The organism is Pseudomonas gingeri (assembly GCF_013385635.1).
GTDB classification, from domain to species: Bacteria; Pseudomonadota; Gammaproteobacteria; order Pseudomonadales; family Pseudomonadaceae; genus Aquipseudomonas; species Aquipseudomonas gingeri_A.
This window is the reverse complement of the sequence record NZ_JACAPR010000008.1, coordinates 15,314-31,265: the sequence shown is the minus strand read 5'-3', so window position 1 is coordinate 31,265 and position 15,952 is coordinate 15,314. Positions and strand designations below refer to the sequence as shown.

General features: G+C 64.2%; 20 protein-coding genes. 15 read left to right on the top strand and 5 right to left on the bottom strand.

Features of this window, described 5'->3' with window-relative positions:
* Positions 1-19 precede the first annotated feature (19 nt).
* From HX851_RS36420 to HX851_RS36405, 4 genes are all read left to right on the top strand, one after another.
* On the top strand, positions 20-808 hold the full coding sequence (locus HX851_RS36420; protein WP_177064843.1) for a ParA family protein: 789 nt from the start codon (positions 20-22) through the stop codon (positions 806-808).
* An 84-nt stretch (positions 809-892) separates the two neighbouring features.
* The gene (locus HX851_RS36415) at positions 893-1,765 is read left to right on the top strand and encodes a CheW domain-containing protein (protein ID WP_177060432.1); all 873 of its coding nucleotides are present in this window, start codon (positions 893-895) and stop codon (positions 1,763-1,765) included.
* 76 nt (positions 1,766-1,841) lie between these two features.
* Positions 1,842-2,324: a chemotaxis protein CheW gene (locus HX851_RS36410; RefSeq protein ID WP_017124401.1), complete on the top strand. Its 483-nt coding sequence runs from the start codon at positions 1,842-1,844 to the stop codon at positions 2,322-2,324.
* Positions 2,325-2,717 carry a DUF2802 domain-containing protein gene (locus tag HX851_RS36405; RefSeq protein WP_177060435.1) on the top strand — a complete coding sequence of 131 codons (393 nt, stop codon included), beginning with the start codon at positions 2,325-2,327 and terminating at the stop codon, positions 2,715-2,717.
* A gap of 132 nt (positions 2,718-2,849) precedes the next feature.
* On the opposite strand, the gene HX851_RS36400 is transcribed toward HX851_RS36405, so the two are convergent.
* Both HX851_RS36400 and fliK read right to left on the bottom strand, forming a co-directional pair.
* The gene (locus tag HX851_RS36400) at positions 2,850-3,179 is read right to left on the bottom strand and encodes an EscU/YscU/HrcU family type III secretion system export apparatus switch protein (protein WP_177060437.1); all 330 of its coding nucleotides are present in this window, start codon (positions 3,177-3,179) and stop codon (positions 2,850-2,852) included.
* Positions 3,176-4,747 carry a flagellar hook-length control protein FliK gene (gene fliK, locus HX851_RS36395; protein WP_177064845.1) on the bottom strand — a complete coding sequence of 524 codons (1,572 nt, stop codon included), beginning with the start codon at positions 4,745-4,747 and terminating at the stop codon, positions 3,176-3,178. The genes HX851_RS36400 and fliK overlap by 4 nt, the downstream gene beginning before the upstream one ends.
* 159 nt (positions 4,748-4,906) lie before the next feature.
* Here fliK and ccmA point away from each other — a divergent pair, with 159 nt between their 5' ends.
* From ccmA to HX851_RS36340, 11 genes are all read left to right on the top strand, one after another.
* Complete coding sequence (gene ccmA, locus HX851_RS36390; RefSeq protein ID WP_177060441.1) at positions 4,907-5,578, top strand: cytochrome c biogenesis heme-transporting ATPase CcmA; 672 nt, start codon at positions 4,907-4,909, stop codon at positions 5,576-5,578.
* Positions 5,575-6,243, top strand: a complete 669-nt coding sequence (gene ccmB, locus HX851_RS36385; protein ID WP_017124396.1) for a heme exporter protein CcmB — start codon at positions 5,575-5,577, stop codon at positions 6,241-6,243. The genes ccmA and ccmB overlap by 4 nt, the downstream gene beginning before the upstream one ends.
* Before the next feature lie 45 nt (positions 6,244-6,288).
* A complete protein-coding gene (locus HX851_RS36380; protein WP_177064847.1) occupies positions 6,289-7,047 on the top strand; it encodes a heme ABC transporter permease in 759 nt (252 codons plus the stop codon).
* Entirely contained in the window at positions 7,044-7,220 is a 177-nt protein-coding gene (ccmD, locus tag HX851_RS36375) for a heme exporter protein CcmD (protein ID WP_177064849.1), read from the top strand. The genes HX851_RS36380 and ccmD overlap by 4 nt, the downstream gene beginning before the upstream one ends.
* On the top strand, positions 7,217-7,672 hold the full coding sequence (ccmE, locus tag HX851_RS36370; protein ID WP_177060447.1) for a cytochrome c maturation protein CcmE: 456 nt from the start codon (positions 7,217-7,219) through the stop codon (positions 7,670-7,672). Before ccmD ends, ccmE begins: the two co-directional genes overlap by 4 nt.
* Before the next feature lie 2 nt (positions 7,673-7,674).
* Complete coding sequence (locus tag HX851_RS36365; protein WP_177060450.1) at positions 7,675-9,648, top strand: heme lyase CcmF/NrfE family subunit; 1,974 nt, start codon at positions 7,675-7,677, stop codon at positions 9,646-9,648.
* Positions 9,645-10,181: a DsbE family thiol:disulfide interchange protein gene (locus HX851_RS36360; protein WP_177060452.1), complete on the top strand. Its 537-nt coding sequence runs from the start codon at positions 9,645-9,647 to the stop codon at positions 10,179-10,181. The genes HX851_RS36365 and HX851_RS36360 overlap by 4 nt, the downstream gene beginning before the upstream one ends.
* Positions 10,178-10,648, top strand: coding sequence for a cytochrome c-type biogenesis protein (locus tag HX851_RS36355; protein ID WP_177060454.1), 471 nt, complete (start codon positions 10,178-10,180; stop codon positions 10,646-10,648). Before HX851_RS36360 ends, HX851_RS36355 begins: the two co-directional genes overlap by 4 nt.
* On the top strand, positions 10,645-11,844 hold the full coding sequence (ccmI, locus tag HX851_RS36350; protein WP_177060461.1) for a c-type cytochrome biogenesis protein CcmI: 1,200 nt from the start codon (positions 10,645-10,647) through the stop codon (positions 11,842-11,844). The genes HX851_RS36355 and ccmI overlap by 4 nt, the downstream gene beginning before the upstream one ends.
* Before the next feature lie 10 nt (positions 11,845-11,854).
* A complete protein-coding gene (locus HX851_RS36345; RefSeq protein WP_177060463.1) occupies positions 11,855-12,247 on the top strand; it encodes a hypothetical protein in 393 nt (130 codons plus the stop codon).
* Between the two features lie 123 nt (positions 12,248-12,370).
* On the top strand, positions 12,371-13,009 hold the full coding sequence (locus HX851_RS36340; protein WP_439899214.1) for a DUF5666 domain-containing protein: 639 nt from the start codon (positions 12,371-12,373) through the stop codon (positions 13,007-13,009).
* A gap of 83 nt (positions 13,010-13,092) precedes the next feature.
* On the opposite strand, the gene HX851_RS36335 is transcribed toward HX851_RS36340, so the two are convergent.
* The 3 genes from HX851_RS36335 to HX851_RS36325 form a co-directional block, all read right to left on the bottom strand.
* Positions 13,093-14,091, bottom strand: a complete 999-nt coding sequence (locus HX851_RS36335) for a sulfate ABC transporter substrate-binding protein (protein WP_017124386.1) — start codon at positions 14,089-14,091, stop codon at positions 13,093-13,095.
* A 91-nt stretch (positions 14,092-14,182) separates the two neighbouring features.
* Positions 14,183-15,007, bottom strand: coding sequence for an ion transporter (locus tag HX851_RS36330; protein ID WP_017124385.1), 825 nt, complete (start codon positions 15,005-15,007; stop codon positions 14,183-14,185).
* Between the two features lie 47 nt (positions 15,008-15,054).
* The gene (locus HX851_RS36325; protein WP_177064851.1) at positions 15,055-15,927 is read right to left on the bottom strand and encodes an urea transporter; all 873 of its coding nucleotides are present in this window, start codon (positions 15,925-15,927) and stop codon (positions 15,055-15,057) included.
* Positions 15,928-15,952: the final 25 nt, after the last annotated feature.

Sequence of the window (15,952 nt, the reverse complement as noted above, 5' to 3'; positions counted from 1 at the left end):
GCCGGGAGGAACACACTGAATGAGAGTCTGGGCAGTAGCCAATCAAAAAGGTGGCGTCGGTAAGACCACTTCCTCCATCGCTTTAGCCGGCTTGCTGGCCGAGGCGGGCAAGCGCGTGGTCGTCGTCGACCTCGACCCGCACGGCTCGATGACCAGCTACTTCGGCTACGATCCAGACACCCTGGAACACAGCAACTTCGACCTGTTCCAGCACCGCGGCCAGGTGCCCGAAGGCTTGCCTGGCCAGCTGCTGCTGTCGACCAGTGACGAACGCATTTCCCTGCTGCCTTCCAGTACCGCGCTGGCCACTCTCGAGCGCCTGTCGCCGGGCCAGAGCGGGCTGGGGCTGGTGATCGCCAAGAGCCTGGCGCAGTTGTGGCAGGATTTCGACTATGCGGTGATCGACAGCCCGCCCTTGCTCGGCGTGCTGATGGTCAATGCCCTGGCGGCCAGCCAGCAACTGGTGGTCCCGGTGCAGACCGAACACCTGGCGGTGAAGGGCCTGGAGCGCATGGTCAACACCCTGGCGATGATCAACCGCTCACGCAAGCAGGCCTTGCCCTATACCATCGTGCCGACCCTGTTCGACCGGCGGACCCAGGCGTCCATGGGCACCTTGAGGGTGCTGCGCGACAAGTTCCCTGAATCGATCTGGCAAGGCTATATTCCGGTCGACACGCGCCTGCGTGACGCCAGCCGGGCCGGGGTCACGCCGTCGCAGTTCGACGGCAAGAGCCGTGGCGTGCTGGCTTACCGGGCGTTGCTCAAGCATCTGCTGACCCAGCAGCTCGTCCCGCAGGTGGCCTGACATGAGGTATTGCTCAAGTCGCCTGCCGGTCCCGCCGATAACCCCTACAGGTCACTGTAGCGGGGCATCTCCATGGGTATTCAGATGAACCGTCCTGTCGACATCACGACCCGTCCGCAGGTGGCGTTGCAGTCCTATCTGGATGCCTTGCTGCAAGAGGCGACCGAAGAGCTGCCGGTAGCGTTTGCCGTGGAGCCCGAGATTGCAGTCCCGGTGCCGGTCGAGCCCGAGCGGGTCGGCGAACTGGATGAATTCCAGGCAGCGGTACTGGAAGAACAGGCCCGTGACGCTCTCGCAGCCCAGGCGGTTGTTGCACCTGTCGCGCTGGCGCCGGTTCCTGCTCCTGTTGAAGTGCCGGTTGAGGTCGCGGTGCCGGCGGCCCTTCCGGTCGCACCGGTACTGGTGGAGCCGGTGGTCGAGGTGCATCTGCCTCCCGCCCAGAACATTCCACCGCCGCCGCTCGAAGGTGACGCGCGTCCGCATTGGGCGGCCGAGCCATTCGAATGCCTGTTGTTCGATGTCGCCGGGCTGACCCTGGCGGTACCGCTGGTGTGCCTGGGATCGATCTACTCCCTGGCCGGCCATGAGCTGACACCCTTGTTCGGCCAGCCGGACTGGTTTCTCGGCATCCTGCCGAGTCAGGCCGGTAATCTGAAGGTGCTGGACACCGCCCGCTGGGTGATGCCTGATCGCTATCGCGACGACTTCCGCCAGGGGTTGCAATACGTTATTTCGGTACAGGGCTACGAATGGGGGCTGGCGGTGCATCAGGTCAGTCGCTCGTTGCGCCTGGACCCCAATGAAATCAAATGGCGCACCCATCGTGGACAGCGACCGTGGCTGGCGGGCACGGTCATCGAACACATGTGTGCGCTGCTCGACGTCTCCGAGCTGGCCGAGTTGATCGCCAGCGGCGCGGTCAAGCACATGCAGTTGAACAAGCCAACCAACAAATAACAGCGCCAGGGCGGCTATTGCGCCCGGGCGTCAGACAGCACACACACCGTATCAACGGTAATCGAGGGGCAGGGGTATGAATAAGTCAGCGTCTTCACAGGGTTCCGATGATCCAATCCTGCAGTGGGTGACGTTCAAGCTGGACAACGAGTCCTATGGCATCAACGTGATGCGGGTCCAGGAAGTCCTGCGTTATACCGAGATCGCTCCGGTACCGGGTGCACCGAGCTACGTGCTGGGGATCATCAACCTGCGCGGTAACGTCGTCACCGTGATCGACACCCGCCAGCGTTTCGGCCTGGTGCCGACCGAAGTCAACGACAATACCCGTATCGTCATCATCGAAGCCGACAAGCAAGTGGTCGGTATCATGGTCGATAGCGTGGCGGAAGTGGTTTACCTGCGTCAGTCGGAAGTCGAGACCGCACCGAACGTCGGTAACGAAGAGTCGGCCAAGTTCATCCAGGGCGTGTGCAACAAGAACGGCGAGTTGCTGATCCTGGTCGAGCTGGACAAGATGATGAGCGAAGAAGAATGGTCCGAGCTGGAGAGCATCTGATTGATTCTTGAGGTTGCAGTCATCCTCCTGGCCCTGTTGTGGGCCGGGACGCTGGGCATGTTCCTGGCGCATACCCGTAGCCAGCGGCAGATCGCCGCGCAGCAGGCCGAGGGCGATGCGTTGCGCGACCAGCGCATCAAGGAACTGGCCCGGCGGGTCGACAATTTCCAGAACGGTACGGTGCGCATGGGCGAGGACCTGCACGAACTGCGCGCGGTGGTCGGTCCCTTGCCGGACAAGCTGGCACAACTGGAGCAGCGCGATCCCTCGACCCTGTCCTTCGCCCAGGCCGCCCGCCTGGTCGGCATGGGTGCCAGCGTCGACGAACTGACCCAGTCCTGTGGCCTGACCCAGGCCGAAGCGGAACTGATGAGCAAGCTGCATCGCAATTGATGGGCTAGACCTACGCTGATCGTTCTCACGCTCCAGCGTGGGAATGCCTTACGGGACGCTCCGCGTCCGCTCAAAAGCTTCGCGGGCAAGCCCGCTCCCACAGCGTCACGGCTGCAGGCCCTGTGGGAGCGATCAGTAGTCGTCTCCCCTGGCAGTGACATCCTTCTCCACCGCCGGCGCATCCGGGTCCTGTCCCTGGGGAAATTTCCCCTTCAGGCGCCAGGCAAAGGCAATGATCTCGGCAATGGTGCGGTACAGCTCCTCCGGAATGCTATCGCCCAGTTCCAGGCGGGCCAGCAGCTTCACCAGTTCGGCGTTCTCGTAGATCGGCACCTCATAGTCGCGGGCCAGCTTGAGGATGGCTTCGGCCAGTTCTTCATCGCCCTTGGCGGTCAGGGTCGGGGCTTGCCGGCCATCGTACTTGAGGGCAATGGCCTGGCGTGGGGTATGCGGATTCTTCATGCGGTTTCGTCGACCCAGCGTTGTTCCAGTCGGGTTTGCGTGCCTTGTGGCGGTGTGCCCTGGTGGCAGTCGAGTTCGCCGACATTCAGGCCGCTGCTGCGCAATTGCTCACGCAACGCACCCAGTTCGCTTTCGATCAGGCTCGCGGTATAGGGGCGTTCGGCCCAGAGATGGCCGGACAGGTTGCCTTGCAGCAGTTGCGCCTGGACATGCAGCGGACCCAGCGGATCCAGGTCGAAGGCCAGTTCCACGCGCCACAGCGGTGCCTTCTGCTCGCGTTGTCCGGGCTTTTCGTCGGATTCCTTTTCCGCGGTTTCCTCATGCTGGATCTTGATCTGCAGGGGCACGATGTCCTGCAGGTTGCGCATGGGTATTTCCAGTTGCCAGGTGGTTTGCAGGTTGCCGTCGGGTGTCCGACCGGTCTGTTCCAGGCTCGACAATTGATGGCTTTGCAGGCGTGAGACAGCGGCGGCGGCGAGGCGCAGCAGGCTCTCCAGGCCACCTTCGCCGGCCAGGCTTTGCAGCAGCCGCGAGGGCAGCGGAAAACTGATGGGCTGGGCCTTGCCGCCGACCTGGCCAAGCGCCCCCAGGGCACTGCGGACAAACCCCGGCAAGGCCTGGGCCAGCACGGCGGCGGATGCCCCCGGGTTGTTGGCCGGGGTATCCGGCAACTGCGGCATGATCTGGGCGATCAGGCGCAACAGGTTGCCCTTGAGGTCCGGCGCCATGGCCGGGTTCTGCCCCAGCAACAGTCTGGCTTCGAGAAACAGCCCGCTGTTCTGCAGGGCCAGGGCCAGGCTCTTGGGATTGCTCAGTTGCGCGAGGTCGGGCAGGTCGTCGAGCAGGGTGGCGATGGCGGCACGCAGGTCGGACGGCAGATCGTCTTTCTGTGGGAGGTTCTGCAGGCTGTTGATCAGGCTGTCCAGCGAACCCTGGCGGCCTTGCTGGGTCAGCAGTTGCTGGGCCACCGCCAACTGGTCCTGGCGACCGCCCAGCGGCACGAAGCTCAGGCTCTGCGCGTCCTGCACCAGGGCACTGAGCAGGCTGCCGATGCGCAGTGGTTGCGGGCTGTCGAGGGCCAGGGTGGTGCCGCTCAGCACGGTATTGAGCAGGCTTACCAGCGAGCGATAGACCAGCGGCTGGCCGGGCACTTGCGGTAGCACCTGGGTGGTCATGACCTTGCCTTGCAGCAGGGTGCCGACCGGCAATTGCGCGGTGTCCAGGCGGGTCAGGGCGGCCACGCTGGCACTGAGGGCCTGCTGCACGGTGATGGCGAGGTTGCCGGCCGAGGGCTGGGTCACGGTCAGTTGGGTGCCCTGGGGCAACGGCTGGTTGCTGGTGGCCTGTACGGTGGTCTGGCGACCGTTGTCGGTGGTCAGCTTGAGCAACAGCTGGAAGGTCTGGTCTGCCTGTTTCAGCGACAGCACATCGGCCTTGGCGCTTTGCCCGGGAGCGATCAGCCCGTCGAGAGGCGGGTTCAGCTTCAGCAGTTCGCTGGCGAGGACCGCCGGACGGCTGCTGGCCTGGATCAACTGGGCCAGGGGAGGGATGTTGAGTTCGCCTGTCATCGGGTCGCAACCTGTCGAAATAGCCCTCTTTGGAGTAGGGCATGGCATGTATAATGCCGCGCCACCCCGAAAGTGTGTCCAAAATATCGCATAAATTGACACAGCTCTGTGGATAGAGCCGCAAAAGCATTTATTCTGCCTCACGTTAACGGCCGCGCCATGGCCGACTTGAGAACCGCAAAAGGCCTCGATCATTTGACCAGCCCCCTTCTAGAAGCCGTAGCGCTCGCCTGTGAGCGTGACTGGCGGATGCTCTTCGAGAACCTCGAATTGCGCCTGAGCCCCGGCGACATGTTGCAGATCAGCGGCCCCAACGGCAGCGGCAAGACCAGCCTGTTGCGCCTGCTGTCCGGCTTGATGCGGCCGACCGCCGGCGAGATCCGCCTCAATGGCGAACCGCTGGACAGCCATCGCAGCGAGCTGGCGCGCACGCTGCTGTGGATCGGCCATGCCGCCGGGATCAAGGACCTGCTCACCGCCGAGGAAAACCTCAGCTGGCTCTGCGCGCTGCACCAGCCGGCCGGACGCGAGGCGATCTGGCAGGCGCTGGCGGCCGTCGGCCTGCGCGGTTTCGAGGATGTGCCCTGCCATACCCTGTCGGCCGGCCAGCAGCGTCGCGTGGCCCTGGCCCGGCTGTACCTGGACAGCCCGCCGCTGTGGATCCTCGACGAACCCTTCACCGCCCTGGACAAGCAGGGCGTGGCCCAACTCGAGGAGCATCTCGCCGCTCACTGCGAACGGGGCGGCATGATCGTGCTGACCACCCACCACAGCCTGACCCGCGTGCCTGCCGGCTACCGTGACCTCGACCTCGGGCGGTGGGCTGTATGAGTGTCTTCGGGCTGTTGTTCGCCCGCGAAGCGCGGTTGCTGTTCCGGCGCCCGGCGGAACTGGCCAACCCGCTGGTGTTCTTTGCCATCGTGATCGCACTGTTCCCGCTGGCGGTCGGCCCCGAGACTAAACTGTTGCAAACCTTGTCGCCGGGACTGGTCTGGGTCGCGGCGCTTTTGTCCGTCCTGCTCTCGCTGGACGGGCTTTTCCGCAGTGATTTCGAAGACGGTTCCCTCGAACAGTGGGTCCTTTCGTCGCACCCCCTGGCCCTTCTGGTTTTGGCCAAGGTACTGGCACACTGGGTGTTTTCCGGCCTGGCCCTGGTGCTGCTGGCGCCGTTACTGGCGCTGATGCTCGGCTTGCCGACCGCCTGCCTGCCGGTGCTGCTGCTGTCCCTGTTATTGGGGACGCCGGTGTTGAGTCTGCTCGGTGCCGTGGGTGCGGCATTGACGGTGGGGCTCAAGCGCGGTGGACTGCTGCTGGCGTTGCTGATCCTGCCGTTGTATATCCCGGTGCTGATTCTCGGCAGCGGGGCCTTGCAGGCCGCGTTGCAGGGCATGCCGGCAACGGGTTACCTGCTCTGGCTCGGTAGCCTGGCCGCCCTGGCGGTCACCCTGACACCTTTTGCAATAGCGGCTGGCCTGAAGATCAGCGTCGGCGAATAATGAGGTCTGGTCGATTTCTGACCAGCAAAGACCCTTGGATGTACCGTGATGAACTGGACTTGGTTTCATAAACTGGGCTCGCCCAAATGGTTCTATGGCATCAGCGGGCGCCTGTTGCCCTGGCTGAGCATTGCCGCCGTGCTGCTGATCGGCGTCGGCGTGATCTGGGGCCTGGCCTTCGCGCCGCCGGACTACCAGCAGGGGAACAGCTTTCGCATCATCTACATCCACGTGCCGGCCGCGATGCTGGCCCAGTCCTGCTATGTGCTGCTGGCGGTCTGTGGTGTGGTGGGGCTGGTGTGGAAGATGAAACTGGCCGATGTCGCCCTGCAATGCGCGGCGCCCATCGGTGCCTGGATGACCGCCGTGGCGCTGGTCACCGGGGCCATCTGGGGCAAGCCGACCTGGGGCGCCTGGTGGGTCTGGGACGCGCGCCTGACCTCGATGCTGATCCTGTTGTTTCTCTACTTCGGCCTGATCGCCCTGGGCAACGCCATCACCAACCGTGACAGCGCGGCCAAGGCCTGTGCGGTGCTGGCGATTGTCGGTGTGATCAATATCCCGATCATCAAGTACTCGGTGGAGTGGTGGAACACCCTGCACCAGGGCGCGACCTTCAGCCTCACCGAGAAGCCGGCGATGCCCGTCGAGATGTGGATGCCGCTGCTGCTGACCGTGCTGGGCTTCTACTGTTTCTTCGGCGCCGTGGTACTGCTGCGCATGCGCCTCGAAGTGCTCAAGCGCGAGGCCCGGGCCAGTTGGGTCAAGGCTGAAGTGTTGAACGCGCTGGAGGCGGCCCGATGAGTTTTGCTTCATTCGGCGATTTCCTCGCCATGGGCCATCATGGCCTGTATGTCTGGTCGGCCTATGGCATCTGCCTCGCGGTCCTGGTCCTGAACGTCGCGGCGCCGCTGCTGGCCCACCGTCGTTACCTGCAACAAGAGGCGCGACGCCTGCGCCGGGAGAATGCCAAGTGAACCCGCTGCGCAAGAAGCGTCTGATCATCATCCTGGCGATCCTGGTCGGGGTCGGCGCCGCCGTCGGCCTGGCCTTGAGCGCGTTGCAGGAGAATATCAACCTGTTCTACACCCCGACCCAGATCGCCAATGGCGAAGCCCCCCAGGACACGCGGATCCGTGCCGGTGGCATGGTCGAGAAGGGCTCGCTGGTGCGTTCCGGCGATTCCCTGGACGTGAAATTCGTGGTCACCGACTTCAACAAGTCCGTGACCATCACCTACCGCGGGATTCTCCCGGACCTGTTCCGCGAAGGGCAGGGCATCGTTGCGTTGGGCAAGCTGAACGCCGACGGCGTGGTGGTGGCCGATGAGGTCCTCGCCAAGCACGACGAGAAGTACATGCCGCCGGAAGTGACCAAGGCGCTCAAAGACAGCGGCCAGTCGGCCCCCACTCCCGCCAAGGAGGGTTGAACATGATTCCCGAGCTGGGCCACCTGGCCATGATTCTTGCCCTGTGCTTTGCCCTGGTACAGGCCGTCGTTCCCCTGCTGGGCGCCTGGCGCGGCGATCGCTTGTGGATGAGCCTGGCGCAACCCGCGGCCTGGGGGCAGTTCGCCTTTCTCGCCTTCGCCTTCGGCGTCCTGACCTATGCCTTCATGACCGATGACTTCTCTGTCAGTTATGTCGCCAACAACTCCAACAGCGCTCTGCCCTGGTATTTCAAGTTCAGCGCCGTGTGGGGCGCTCACGAAGGCTCGTTGCTGCTCTGGGCACTGATCCTCGGCGGCTGGACCTTCGCCGTGTCGGTGTTCTCCCGGCAACTGCCGCAAGTGATGCTGGCCCGCGTGCTGGCGGTGATGGGCATGATCAGCACCGGCTTCCTGCTGTTCCTGATCCTCACGTCCAATCCGTTCTCGCGCATCCTGCCGCAGATCCCGGCGGACGGCCGCGACCTCAATCCGTTGCTGCAGGACATCGGCCTGATCGTCCATCCGCCGATGCTCTACATGGGCTATGTCGGTTTCTCCGTGGCCTTCGCCTTCGCCATCGCCGCCTTGCTCGGTGGCCGGCTCGACGCGGCCTGGGCGCGCTGGTCGCGACCGTGGACCATTGTTGCCTGGGCGTTCCTCGGCATCGGTATCACCCTCGGCTCCTGGTGGGCCTACTACGAACTCGGCTGGGGTGGCTGGTGGTTCTGGGACCCGGTGGAAAACGCCTCGTTCATGCCCTGGCTGGTGGGCACGGCGCTGATCCATTCCCTGGCGGTCACGGAAAAGCGTGGGGTGTTCAAGAGCTGGACCGTCCTGCTCGCCATCGCCGCGTTTTCCCTCAGCCTGCTGGGGACCTTCCTGGTGCGTTCGGGCGTGCTGACGTCGGTGCATGCGTTTGCTTCCGACCCGGCGCGCGGCGTGTTCATCCTGATCTTCCTGCTGTTCGTGGTCGGCGGTTCGCTGACGCTGTTCGCCCTGCGGGCGCCGGTAGTGAAAAGCCATGTCGGCTTCAACCTGTGGTCTCGCGAAACCCTGCTGCTGGGCAACAACCTTGTGCTGGTGGTGGCCGCCTCGATGATCCTCCTCGGCACCCTCTATCCGCTGGTGCTCGATGCCCTGAGCGGCGCCAAGCTGTCGGTCGGCCCGCCGTACTTCAACGCGTTGTTCATCCCGTTGATGGCGCTATTGATGGTGGTGATGGCGGTCGGTGTGCTGGTGCGCTGGAAAGACACCCCGGTGAAATGGCTGGTGGGCATGCTGACCCCGGTACTGCTGGGCAGCGTGGCCCTGGCCGTGGTCGCCGGCGTGGTCTATGGCGACTTCAACTGGGCAGTGCTGGCGACGTTCCTGCTGGCGGCCTGGGTGCTGCTGGCGGGTGTGCGCGACATCCTCGACAAGACCCGCCACAAAGGCCTGGTCAAGGGCCTGCCGGGCCTGACCCGCAGCTACTGGGGCATGCAACTGGCGCACCTGGGCATCGCCGTCTGCGCCCTGGGCGTGGTGCTGTCGAGCCAGGAGAGCGCCGAGCGCGACCTGCGCCTGGCGCCGGGCGAGTCCATGGAGCTGGCCGGTTATCACTTCGTCTTCGAAGGGGCGAAGCATTTCGAGGGGCCGAACTTCACCTCGGACAGAGGCACCATCCGCGTCATCGACAATGGCAAGGAAGTCGCCGTGCTGCATCCGGAAAAACGTCTCTATACCGTGCAGCAGTCGATGATGACCGAAGCCGGGATCGACGCCGGTTTCACCCGTGACCTCTACGTCGCCCTCGGCGAACCGCTGGGCGATGGCGCCTGGGCGGTGCGTGTGCACGTCAAGCCGTTCGTCCGCTGGATCTGGTTCGGCGGCCTGCTGACCGGCCTCGGCGGTTTGCTGGCGGCGCTGGACCGGCGTTATCGGGTCAAGGTCAAGAGCCGTGTGCGGGAAGCACTGGGCATGAGTGGAGCGACTGCATGAAGCGTTGGATAATGGTAGTGCCGCTGGCGCTGTTCCTGGTGGTGGCGGTGTTTCTGTACCGGGGGTTGTACCTGGACCCGGCCGAGTTGCCCTCGGCCATGATCGGCAAGCCGTTCCCGGCGTTTTCCCTGCCTAACGTGCAGGGCGACAAGACTCTGACCCAGCTCGACCTGCACGGCAAGCCGGCATTGGTCAACGTCTGGGGCACCTGGTGCATTTCCTGCCGGGTCGAACATCCGGTACTGAACAAGCTGGCCCAGCAGGGCGTGCAGATCTATGGTGTGAACTACAAGGATGACAACGCCGAAGCGCTGAAGTGGCTGAAGGATTTCCATAATCCGTACCAGCTGGATATCCGCGACGAGCAGGGCACCCTGGGCTTGGATCTGGGCGTGTATGGCGCGCCGGAAACCTTCTTCATCGACGCCAAGGGCGTGATTCGCCACAAATATGTCGGGGTGATCGACGAGGTGGTCTGGCGCGAGCAACTGGCGGCGGTCTACCAGTCGCTGGTGGACGAGGCCCGGCCATGAAGCGCTGGTTGGCCGCCGTTGCCCTGGGCCTGGCCCTGACCGGCGTGGCCCACGCCGCCATCGATACCTACGAGTTCGCCAACGAGGCCGAGCGCGAGCGTTTCCGTGACCTGACCAAGGAACTGCGCTGCCCCAAGTGCCAGAACCAGGACATCGCCGACTCCAACGCGCCGATCGCCGCCGACTTGCGCCGGGAGATTTTTCGCATGCTCGGCGAGGGCAAGGACAATCAGCAGATCATCGACTTCATGGTCGATCGTTATGGTGACTTCGTCCGCTACAAGCCGGCCCTGACCGGCAAGACCGCGTTGCTCTGGTTCGGTCCCGCGGGGCTGCTGCTGGGTGGCCTGGTCGTGATCGCCGTGATCGTCCGTCGCCGCCGCGCCCAGCGCCACGAAGCCCCGGACGCGCTTTCCGCCGAGGAGCGCGAGCGCCTCGACCACCTGCTGGATAAAAACCACGAATGATTGATTTCTGGCTCGCTACAGGTCTGTTGTTACTGATCGCCCTGAGTTTCCTGCTGATCCCGGTCTTGCGCGATCGCCGCGCCCAGCGGGAGGAGGATCGCACCGCGCTGAATGTGGCGCTCTACCAGGAGCGCGTGGCTGAGCTGCAGGCCCAGCAGGAAGAGGGCGTGTTGACGGCGCAGCAGATGGACAGCGGCCGGGCCGAAGCCGCCCGCGAATTGCTGGCCGATACCGAGGGTGTGGCGCCGGCGCGGGTATCGCGGCTGGGCAAGCCGTTGCCGCTGCTGGCGGCCGTGCTGGTACCTGTGCTCGGCTTGGCGTTGTACCTGCATTTCGGCGCCAGCGACAAGGTCGAGCTGACCCGCGAGTTCGCCCAGGCACCGCAGTCCATGGAAGACATGACCCGACGCCTGGAGCGGGCGGTCGCGGCTCAGCCGGACTCCGCCGAAGGTTTGTACTTCCTCGGTCGCGCCTATATGGCCCAGGATCGCGCGGCGGATGCGGCGAAGATTTTCGAGCGCACGGTCAAGCTTGCCGGTCGCCAGCCCGAACTGCTGGGGCAGTGGGCGCAGGCGCAGTACTTCGCCGACGGCAAGCAATGGTCGCCGCAAGTGCAGGCACTGACGGACGAAGCCCTCAAGGCCGATCCGAAGGAAGTCACCAGCCTGGGCCTGCTCGGTATTGCCGCGTTCGAAGGCCAGCGTTATCAGGAAGCTATCGACTACTGGAAACGCCTGTTGGCGCAGTTGCCGCCTGACGACCAGTCCCGCACGGCGTTGCAGGGCGGTATCGAGCGTGCCAGCGAGAAACTGGTGCAGGGTGGGGGCAAGGTCGCTGAAGTCGCCATTGCCAGGACCGCCGTGCTCAAGGTGCGTGTCGACCTGGCTGCCGACCTCAAAGCCAAGGTCCAGCCGGGCGACAGCGTGTTTGTCTTTGCCCGCGCCACCCAGGGCCCGCCGGCACCGCTGGCGGCCAAGCGATTGACGGTGGCAGACCTGCCAGCCACGGTCGAGTTGGGTGATGCGGACGCGATGATGCCGCAATTGAAACTGTCGAACTTTCCTGAAGTCCAACTGGTTGCACGGATTTCCCGCGCCGGCCAACCGACGGCCGGCGAGTGGATCGGGCGCAGCCAGCCGTTGGCCAGCAGCACCGCCGCGCAACAGAACCTGACCATCGACAGCCCGGACAAATAGAGAACCCGCCATGACCGCCATCGCTCGCCTCACCCTGTTAACGCTGGTCCTGGGGTTGAGCGCATGTGCGGTCCATCGGCCACCGCCGAGCGGCCCGACCATCCCGCCTTCCGGCCCGACCACCCAGCCCTACCCACCGTCGACGCCGGGCAAGCCGATCCCGCCGGTCAAGCCGCGCCCGAGCACCTCGGCAACTTTCGCCCCGCCGCCGGGCGGCAGCAGCCACTGGGACGGGCAGATGGGCGTCTACGTGCTCGACAGCCAGCCCAATACCTTCTACCGCCAGCGCACCTACTATCGCTGGAACAACGGCTGGAGCCGCTCCATCAGCCCCAACGGGCCATGGGAAGAAACCGATGTCCATGGTGTGCCGCCGGGGTTGAGCAAGCAGTTCGGGCAGTAACTCTCGTAAGTCCTGAGCAATACGGCTTCTTGAAATTTCATCCTCGAACCCGCTGATCAGCGCTATAACGGTCTTGTTGAGTCTGGAATCGTTGCTGCCCCTACCCAAGGAACCTGAATTCCCATGAAATCGATTTTCGGCAAGTCGGCCCGCCGCAGCGCGTTGGCCTCGGCGATGAGCCTGGCGGTATTGATGTCTGTCGGCGTGGCGCAGGCCGCCGATGCCCCGGCCCAGCGGGTTGCGGTGCGCGGCGAGATCACCGCGGTCGAGGCGGATGCGCTCAAGGTGCATACCCTCGCCAACGAGGATGTCACGGTCGGCCTGACCAAGGATACCCAGGTGCGCGGCGTGACGCTGGCGAAGCTGGCGGATATCAAGCCCGGCAGTTACATCGGCACGGCGGCGATGCCCGGTCCGGATGGCACGCTGACGGCGATGGAAGTGCATGTCTTCCCGCCGGAGCTGGCCGGTACGGGTGACGGTCACCGGCCATTCGACCTGGCACAGGGCAGCACTATGACCAATGGTCGCGTGGGTGAGTTGAAGGTCGCCAATGGGCGGACCCTGACCCTCAGCTACAAGGGCGGCGAGAAGAAGGTGGTGGTGCCGGACGATGTGCCGGTGGTCAACCTGGTGCCGGGGGATCGCAGCCTGCTCAAGCCCGGTGTGAAGGTGGTGTTGTTTGCCCAGCAAGGGGCGGACGGCAAGCTGACGGCGGCAGGGATTTCGGCGGGGGAGAACGGGGTCAAGCCACCGATGTAGGGGGGCCTGTTCGATTGCCTTCGCGGGCAAGCCCGCTCCCACAGGGATACCGTGGGAGTGGGCCTTGCTGCCCGGTTTGAACGTTATTTGCCGTTGTAGATCTGGTCGAACACGCCACCGTCATTGAAGTGGGTCTTCTGCACGGTGCGCCAGTCGCCAAAGGTCTTTTCCACCGAGAGGAAGTCGACTTTCGGGAAACGGTCGGTGAACTTGGCCAGCACCGCCGGATCGCGCGGACGCAGGTAGTTGTTGGCGGCGATTTCCTGGCCTTCCGGCGACCACAGGTACTTCAAGTACTCCTCGGCCGCTGCGCGGGTGCCTTTCTTGTCGACCACCTTGTCGACCACGCTCACCGGTGGCTCGGCTTCGGCGGAGACGCTCGGGTAGATCACTTCGAACTGGTCACGACCGAACTCGCGGGCAATCATTTCCGCTTCGTTCTCGAAGGTCACCAGCACATCGCCGATCTGGTTGGTCATGAAGGTGGTGGTGGCGGCGCGGCCACCGGTATCGAGCACTGGCGCCTGCTTGAACAGCTTGGCGACAAAGTCCTTGGCCTTGTTTTCATCACCGCCGTTCTTCAGCACATAACCCCAGGCCGACAGGTAGGTGTAGCGGCCATTACCCGAGGTCTTCGGGTTCGGCACGATGACCTGCACGCCGTCCTTGAGCAGGTCCGGCCAGTCCTTCAGCGCCTTCGGGTTGCCCTTGCGCACGATAAACACAGTGGCCGAAGTGAACGGCGCGCTGTTGTTCGGCAGGCGGGTGACCCAGTTGTCCGGTACCAGCTTGCCGTTGTCCACCAGGGCGTTGATGTCGGTGGCCATGTTCATGGTGATCACGTCCGCCGGCAGGCCGTCGATAACCGAACGCGCCTGTTTGCTGGAACCGCCGAAGGACATCTGCAGGGTGATGTTCTCGTTGTGCTCGGCCTGCCAGTGTTTCTGGAAGGCGGTGTTGTAGTCCTTGTAGAAGTCGCGCATGACGTCATAGGACACGTTCAGCAGGGTCGGGGCGGCCTGGGCCACGCTGCCGAAGGCCAGGCCGGCGGCCAGGAGTGAGGCGCCAAAGAGTTTTTTCACTGCGCATTCCTTGTTCGAGTAGAGAGAGGGCATTTTGCCAGCGACTATAACGGCGCTGGCATAGTCATTTAAAGATTAAAAAGTACTGTACTTATTCCATTTTTCGGAAAAGGGCATTGCCACACCGGGAGCAGAAAGAGGCTTCGGGTTCGTGGCTGTTCTTCCGGCACACCGGGCAATCGTGCTTGAGCTGTTCGCCGCGCAGGGTGCTGGCCAGCTCGGCGGTGAAAATCCCGGTGGGCACGGCGATGATCGAGTAACCGGTGATCATCACCAGGGCCGAGATCACCTGGCCCAGGGCTGTCTTGGGCACGATGTCGCCGTAGCCGACCGTGGTCAGGGTGACGATAGCCCAATAGATGCTTTTCGGAATGCTGGTGAAGCCATGTTCCGGGCCTTCGATCACGTACATCAGGGTGCCGAACACGGTCACCAGGGTGCAGACGCCGAGCAGGAATACCAGGATCTTCTGCTTGCTGCCACGCAGGGCATCGAGCAGGTAATGGGCCTGCTTCAGGTAGGGGCTGAGCTTGAGTACCCGGAAGATCCGCAGCATCCGGATGATCCGGATGATCAGCAGGTACTGGGCGTCGCTGTAGTAGATCGCCAGGATGCCCGGGACGATCGCCAGCAGGTCCACCAGCCCGTAGAAACTGAAGGCGTAGCGCAAGGGGCGTGGCGAGCAATAGAGGCGCGCCAGGTATTCGATCGCGAAGATCAGGGTGAAGCCCCATTCGATATAGGCCAGGGCATCGGCGAAGTTCTGGTGGACGCTTTCGATGCTGTCGAGGATCACCACCACCAGGCTGGCGAGGATGATCAGCAGGAGGATTTTGTCGAAGCGCCTGCCGGCGACGGTATCGGTTTGGAAAACCATGACATAGAGCCGTTGGCGCCAGTCGTTGCTGCTGTTCATGAGGTGCTGCCCGAACGGTAAATGTGGGAAGCGTGGGGGAATCGCGGTCAATGCGCAAGCCGGGCCGGGAGCAGCACCCGTGCGCCGGCCCGGGCCAGCCAGCAGGCCAGGACAAAGGGGGCGGTCAGCGGTGCCAGGCCCAGGGGGCCGAAGCCCGCGGCCAGGAGGATCGCCAGGGCGACGCCGGCCAGCGTCAGCCAGGGTTGCCGGGGTTGCGCACTCAAGGCCAGGGCGGCGAGGGCGGCGTTGTAGCCGCCCAGTCCCGATAGCGCCGGAGAAGGTTCGGTACAAAGGCTGAATGCCAGTCCCGTGCAACTGCCGAGCAGGGCCCAGAGGGCAGCCTGCCGATTGGCCAGCAACAGGCCGGTCATGATCAGCGCGCCGGCCAGTGGCTCGGCGAGGAACATGATCTGGCCGAAGCCGTTGAGTGTCGCGCGTGGCAGGTCGGACAGTTGCGGTTCGAATGCGGGTACGCCGATCGTCGGCAGGGGCGTGGCGAAGGCCAGCAGCGCCCAGCCAAGCAGAACGAAAGGTGCGGTGTAGGCGGGTAGGCGCTCGCCGACGCAGGCCAGCCAATGCCGGACCAGGATCGCACTCAGGCCGCTGGCGGCGACGATCAGCAGTGGCAGCAATGCCGACCAGGGCCATTGCAGGCTGATCAGCAAACCGAGCAGTACGCCGTTGTAGCTGTAGAGGCCGGCCTGGCGCTCGGCCTTCGGATAACCACGGCGCTGGGCCGTGAGCAGGCCGGCGAGCCCGCCCAGCAACGCACCGCCCAGCAGGCTCGGGGCGCCGACCAGGATCGCCAGCAGGCAGCACAGGCCACAGAGCGGGTGACGCTGGAGGACGATCTGGCTGAAGCCGTTGAGCAGGGCGGTGGCCCAGTCGGGACAGTGCGGGTTGAAGGGGTTCGATTGCATGGTGGCGGGTCAGGGAATCTTTTTG

Bases quoted from the DNA above. Each gene is read 5' to 3' on its own strand.
- HX851_RS36410 (WP_017124401.1), top strand. From the start codon at position 1,842: ATGAATAAGTCAGCGTCTTCACAGGGTTCCGATGATCCAATCCTGCAG.
- ccmD (WP_177064849.1), top strand. From the start codon at position 7,044: ATGAGTTTTGCTTCATTCGGCGATTTCCTCGCCATGGGCCATCATGGC.
- HX851_RS36325 (WP_177064851.1), bottom strand. From the start codon at position 15,927: ATGCAATCGAACCCCTTCAACCCGCACTGTCCCGACTGGGCCACCGCC.
- HX851_RS36360 (WP_177060452.1), top strand. From the start codon at position 9,645: ATGAAGCGTTGGATAATGGTAGTGCCGCTGGCGCTGTTCCTGGTGGTG.
- ccmB (WP_017124396.1), top strand. From the start codon at position 5,575: ATGAGTGTCTTCGGGCTGTTGTTCGCCCGCGAAGCGCGGTTGCTGTTC.
- HX851_RS36330 (WP_017124385.1), bottom strand. From the start codon at position 15,007: ATGAACAGCAGCAACGACTGGCGCCAACGGCTCTATGTCATGGTTTTC.
- HX851_RS36340 (WP_439899214.1), top strand. From the start codon at position 12,371: ATGAAATCGATTTTCGGCAAGTCGGCCCGCCGCAGCGCGTTGGCCTCG.
- fliK (WP_177064845.1), bottom strand. From the start codon at position 4,747: ATGACAGGCGAACTCAACATCCCTCCCCTGGCCCAGTTGATCCAGGCC.
- HX851_RS36365 (WP_177060450.1), top strand. From the start codon at position 7,675: ATGATTCCCGAGCTGGGCCACCTGGCCATGATTCTTGCCCTGTGCTTT.
- ccmI (WP_177060461.1), top strand. From the start codon at position 10,645: ATGATTGATTTCTGGCTCGCTACAGGTCTGTTGTTACTGATCGCCCTG.
- ccmA (WP_177060441.1), top strand. From the start codon at position 4,907: ATGGCCGACTTGAGAACCGCAAAAGGCCTCGATCATTTGACCAGCCCC.
- HX851_RS36345 (WP_177060463.1), top strand. From the start codon at position 11,855: ATGACCGCCATCGCTCGCCTCACCCTGTTAACGCTGGTCCTGGGGTTG.
- HX851_RS36415 (WP_177060432.1), top strand. From the start codon at position 893: ATGAACCGTCCTGTCGACATCACGACCCGTCCGCAGGTGGCGTTGCAG.
- HX851_RS36400 (WP_177060437.1), bottom strand. From the start codon at position 3,179: ATGAAGAATCCGCATACCCCACGCCAGGCCATTGCCCTCAAGTACGAT.
- HX851_RS36355 (WP_177060454.1), top strand. From the start codon at position 10,178: ATGAAGCGCTGGTTGGCCGCCGTTGCCCTGGGCCTGGCCCTGACCGGC.
- HX851_RS36420 (WP_177064843.1), top strand. From the start codon at position 20: ATGAGAGTCTGGGCAGTAGCCAATCAAAAAGGTGGCGTCGGTAAGACC.